Annotated in this window: 6 protein-coding genes; 2 read left to right on the top strand and 4 right to left on the bottom strand. The window is 42.8% G+C overall.

The features are described from left to right. A partial coding sequence (locus tag H5300_RS25500; RefSeq protein ID WP_182797230.1) for an IS3 family transposase occupies positions 1–105 on the top strand: 105 nt, incomplete at its 5' end. Between the two features lie 84 nt (positions 106–189). On the opposite strand, the gene H5300_RS25495 is transcribed toward H5300_RS25500, so the two are convergent. From H5300_RS25495 to H5300_RS25480, 4 genes are all read right to left on the bottom strand, one after another. Continuing rightward, positions 190–741: a porin family protein gene (locus tag H5300_RS25495; protein ID WP_182797229.1), complete on the bottom strand. Its 552-nt coding sequence runs from the start codon at positions 739–741 to the stop codon at positions 190–192. A 128-nt stretch (positions 742–869) separates the two neighbouring features. Beyond that, positions 870–1,799, bottom strand: a complete 930-nt coding sequence (locus tag H5300_RS25490; protein WP_182797228.1) for a LysR family transcriptional regulator — start codon at positions 1,797–1,799, stop codon at positions 870–872. Positions 1,800–1,898: 99 nt separating this feature from the next. Beyond that, complete coding sequence (locus H5300_RS25485) at positions 1,899–2,642, bottom strand: copper homeostasis protein CutC (protein WP_182797231.1); 744 nt, start codon at positions 2,640–2,642, stop codon at positions 1,899–1,901. A gap of 319 nt (positions 2,643–2,961) precedes the next feature. Further along, positions 2,962–3,570 (bottom strand): peroxiredoxin C, encoded by a 609-nt coding sequence (locus H5300_RS25480; RefSeq protein ID WP_004735077.1) that lies wholly within the window; start codon positions 3,568–3,570, stop codon positions 2,962–2,964. Between the two features lie 209 nt (positions 3,571–3,779). On the opposite strand from H5300_RS25480, the gene H5300_RS25475 reads away from it, so the two are divergent. Continuing rightward, entirely contained in the window at positions 3,780–4,685 is a 906-nt protein-coding gene (locus H5300_RS25475) for a hydrogen peroxide-inducible genes activator (RefSeq protein WP_004735078.1), read from the top strand. The last annotated feature ends 187 nt before the right edge of the window (positions 4,686–4,872 follow it).

Here is a 4,872-nt window from a genome sequence, read left to right as displayed (position 1 = left end):
AGCTTTGAAGATGCAGATGCTCTGATAGAGAAAATTAAAGAACACATCGAGTACTACAATACCAAGCGTATAAAAGAGAAACTAAAAGGCCTGAATCCGATATAATATCGAACTCAGGCCTAGAAAGCCGCTTAACAGAAATGTCCAACTTTACGGGGTCACTTCATAGACGCTGGCTTTTTCAATCTATTAGAAGCGGTAACCGACAGTCCATGAGAATGTGTCGTAATCTACGTCATCGTAGCTCGCGAATTCAAAGCGCATGTCAGTGTATAGGTGTGGTCCGAATTCAGCACGACCACCTAGGCCAACAACGAAGCTGGTATCGTTGTATGATTCAGTCCACTTCTTGTCTAGGATGCTAATTGAATTATCTTCACTTTGACGAGCTAGGCCCAGAACACCATAAGGTTTCAAAGAGAAGCCATCTAATTCAAATTTATAACCGATATCAGCATCAACTTGGAATTTGTAACCATCGATCTCGGCTTTTATACCTTCAACGTTTTCGTCGTCACTATTCGTTGCGTAAGAAACATTGATACTTACGATACGGTTAAATTCATAACCATATTCAAGCTTGATACCGTTACCCCAATCAACTGTGTCATCGGTTAGCCAATCGTCTACCTGAGTTTGGTTGTAACCAATACCCACACGGTGTTGGCTGTCAAAGTTGTTTGCAAGAACTGGAACAGAAAGTAGTGAAGCTGAAATTAGGGTAGTAAGTGCAATTTTCATATTAGTCTCTATTTAGGGTTAACTTAACTGCACGATCCTTCGTAGTTCAGTATCCGTTTTGATAGGGCTAATATTAAGCAGTGTTTTATTTTTAGGCTAAGTAGATATTCGTATCTCTATAATAAGCATTACTTATTAACCTGAGTTGATAGTGCTTTTTGTATTAACTCAAATAGCCAATTGGTAATAGGGGAGTTTCTGTTTTTAATATGTAAATGGCAGTAAACAGGAGTTTTGGGAGGCTCGCCATCTATCACAACATCGATTCCGCGTAGGGTTGGGTAATTATCAACGAGGAAAAGATTCGAGTGTGGCATGTACATATCTGTGTGTTGAATGACATCAATGACCGCCATCATTAGCTCACTACGGAAACCAACACTATGTTCAACGGAGAGATCAGTTAGGATATCCGATGCCAAACTATGGTTGTCGTTCCAACCGGGTGTGACTAGTGAAGCGATATCGTAGCCTGCCACATCATAAGGTGTAACGATTTCTTGCTTTAAAGGGTGGTCTTTTCTTACAAAAATACGCCCTGTTAGTTCAATTAACTTTTTCGTATAAACTTCTTTACTCGTTTTGCTACCAAGGTAACTGACCCCCATCAACACCTCACCTTTCTGAATGTCAGAAACAGAAGCATTGGTCCAAGAGACTAATTCTAGATTCGCATTCGGTGCTTGCTCTCTTATCATTTTAAATAAAGAACCAGATAAACAAGATAGCACGATAGGTGATAGCGCTATTTTGAGTGTGTAATCGATCTCTTTTGGATCAAAAGTGTTTGATGCATTGATCGCGACAGATAGACCGTCCATGAACGGCTTTATTTCATTGGTGAGTTGTTCTGAGAAAGCGGTAGGCTGCAGACCTCCATGAACTTTAACGAAAAGGTCATCGTTGAAGTGGTGTCTTAGCTTTTGCAGGGCTTGGCTAACCGCTGGCTGAGAAACGAATAAACGCTCCGCAGCCTTTCTAGTGTTTTTTTCTTGATAAACAATCAGAAATGTTCGTAACAGGTTTAAATCAAGAGAGCTGAATAAGTCTTTAGCCATATCTATCCATGAAAATTTTCTGCGCTATTAAATCTAATATACGTCAGTCAGTTAGATTAGTCAGTGAGGTTCTCGGGATTTGTGTTAGCGACTATTACCCTAAGCGATGAGAGCGGCTCTCACACTGGATATCTTGCTAGCATCAGTTACTGGTATCTGATAATCATCAATATCATCACTGCCCATTTGAGCGCTTGAATTGCTTTCCATTAGACTCGGTCTTGTCGATTTACCTGAAAGGTGAAGTGCAGGTACTTGGGTGGCACTTTGAATCATCTTAGCATTCGTTGCATTGACGCCAGCGCCAGCCATGATATCGATTCTGCCATCGGCTTGTTTGACCATATCTGCGAGCACATTGATGCCTTGCTCAGCATTAACAGCAAGCCCTGATGTCAGGACTCTTTCACATCCAAGTGTGATGACCTGTTCTAATGCTGTTTGGTAATCAGAGCTTTGATCAATGGCTCTATGGAACGTTATTCCAAGCTTCAATGAGTGCGCTTTGTCAGCCAGTTGATGCATTTTTGGCATATCAATACTTCCGTTCGACGCTATCACACCAAGTACGACCCCATCCAAGCCTGCACTTGCACAAGCTTCAATATCTTCAAGCATACAGAGCATATCGTCATTATCGAAAATGAAGTCGCCTTGTCTTGGTCGTATCATCGCGTAGACAGGAACGGACGAAATTTTTGCCGCTTGCTTCATCATTCCGAAGCTTGGAGTTAACCCGCCAAGTGCCAATGAAGAGCAAAGCTCAATTCGATTCGCGCCACCAGATAGTGCGTTATGTAGAGATTCTAAGTTATCGATACAGACTTCAATTTCGGTGTTCATCATGTTTATCCGTTCAAAAAGATACTGATGAAATCATAGCAATCTAGATACGGATATGAATAGGTGGTCGCAGAGGAAAATAGGGGTAAAGTTTGTTTTTGTAATTACCTCTATTAATTGTTGCAGAGGGAGCTTTGGGGAAGTGGAAGGCTGTCGAATAGATATGAAAAAAGCCCGAAGCGTTAACTTCGGGCTTTTAATAGGACTTTACTTCTTAACTGATTGGCGGTGCGCTTTGCGCTATTAGCTTATGCTTTATTTCTCTTTATAGAGAGTCTTCCAACCATTAACCTGAGTTGAGTTCAGGCTTAAGAGGTAATTACTTGCTTAGGTCGTCAGCGTGCTCAGATAGGAACGCAGCAACACCTGTTGGTGATGCGTCCATACCTGCTTTGCCTTCTTCCCATTGTGCAGGACAAACTTCACCGTTCTTCTCGTGGAAGTTTAGTGCGTCTACCATGCGTAGCATTTCGTCGATGTTACGACCTAGTGGAAGATCGTTAACTACTTGGTGACGTACAAGGCCGTCAGCGTCGATTAGGAAAGAACCACGGAAAGCAACGCCTGCTTCTGGGTGCTCAACATCGTATGCTTTGCAGATCTCGTGCTTAACGTCAGCAATTAGAGGGTACTTAACTTGACCGATACCGCCATCAGCGATAGCAGTGTTACGCCATGCGTTGTGAGAGAATTGAGAATCGATTGAAACACCGATTACTTCAACGCCTTTAGCTTGGAAATCTTCTAGACGGTTGTCGAAAGCGATTAGCTCTGAAGGACAAACGAAAGTGAAGTCTAGTGGGTAGAAGAAAACTACAGCTTTCTTACCTTTAGTGAATTCTGCGAAGTTGAAGTTATCAACGATCTCACCGTTACCTAGAACAGCTGCTGCAGTAAAGTCAGGGGCTTGACGACCTACTAGTACCATTTGGAATCTCCTAAAAAATTAGTTGGCCCAACACATCTTTGTTTGGGCTCCGTTTCTACGGGACAAACTATAGTACAATCGGTACTATAGAAAAAAGCGAATTAAATAGATTAAGTTAATCGAAAAAAGCGATGAGCTTAATCTTTGCCCAGTCCTTAGGTCTACTGACCTTTACGTAACTTATCCTACTCATATTACAAAGTAATTTCATGAATAAATGGCCAAGTCTAAAGCAGCTTCATTATCTTGTTACCCTTCACGAAACCCGTCACTTTAGCGACGCTGCGGATCGCTGTTTCGTCAGTCAATCTACGCTAAGTAAAGGCATTCAAAACCTCGAAGAGCTGATTGGTTGTCCTCTTTATGAGAAGAAAGATAAGAAGAGCCCATTGGTTTTCACTCAAGCGGGTGAGCTGGTGGTTAAGCACGGTCGAGAGCTATTGGCTAAAGGGCAAGATCTTGTCGAACTTGGAAACTTGTGTAACGGGGACGCGATGCAAGGTCAGTTGCGAGTCGGGTGTATCCCTACCATAGCGCCGTTCCTTTTATGCGATTTGGTCCAAGAAGCCAATCATCGTTTTCCTCAGTTGAACTTACTGTTACGTGAAGACACGACGACTAACTTATTGGCTGCATTACGTCATGGTGAGTTAGATGTGTTGATTCTGGCTCTGCCTGTCGATATCGACAACATGGAGAGTAAAGTTGTTGGGCAAGACCCGTTCAGAATGGTGATCAGTCGTAATCAAGCAGATGGCATTCGTGTTCCGATTAAATACGATGACTTGCCAGATGAGTCTGTATTTTTGCTGGAGAACGAGCACTGCTTAACCGAGCACGCGGTATCAGCTTGTAAGTTAACCGACAAAGAGAAGATAAATCCGTTCACCGCCACAAGCCTCCACACATTGGTGCAAATGGTGGCCAATGGTTTAGGAACCACCTTTATTCCGCAGATGGCCATCGACCACGGTTTGCTTGAAAACCAAAACCTAGTGGTGATCGATCCTCCAGGCCAACAGGCATACCGAGATATTGGTCTGGTCTGGCGACCAAGTTCGTCTCGTCTAGAGACATTCCATCAGTTAGCGGATGTGGTGTCTGAATTGCTTTAAAAGACTGTCGTCATTTTAGATGTATTCAACCTTACCTTGCATAGTGGCAGGGTAAGGTTCGTACTCCCGAATTCAACTCCGAACTGCGACACTCTTAATTTTCAAGCAGCCGACATCATTTCTTTAAATAGGACAGCTGGCTGCTTGAACCCCAAACACTTTTTCGGACGATAGTTAATCCGTTGTT

The sequence above is a fragment of the Vibrio sp. SG41-7 genome (genome assembly GCF_014164465.1).
In the GTDB taxonomy this organism is placed as follows: Bacteria; Pseudomonadota; Gammaproteobacteria; order Enterobacterales; family Vibrionaceae; genus Vibrio; species Vibrio splendidus.
Note: the sequence above shows the minus strand (reverse complement) of the source record. Positions and strands in the feature narration are given on the sequence as shown.

Coding starts and splice junctions, on each gene's coding strand:
- H5300_RS25495 (WP_182797229.1), bottom strand. CDS start 741: ATGAAAATTGCACTTACTACCCTAATTTCAGCTTCACTACTTTCTGTT.
- H5300_RS25490 (WP_182797228.1), bottom strand. CDS start 1,799: ATGGCTAAAGACTTATTCAGCTCTCTTGATTTAAACCTGTTACGAACA.
- H5300_RS25485 (WP_182797231.1), bottom strand. CDS start 2,642: ATGAACACCGAAATTGAAGTCTGTATCGATAACTTAGAATCTCTACAT.
- H5300_RS25480 (WP_004735077.1), bottom strand. CDS start 3,570: ATGGTACTAGTAGGTCGTCAAGCCCCTGACTTTACTGCAGCAGCTGTT.
- H5300_RS25475 (WP_004735078.1), top strand. CDS start 3,780: ATGAATAAATGGCCAAGTCTAAAGCAGCTTCATTATCTTGTTACCCTT.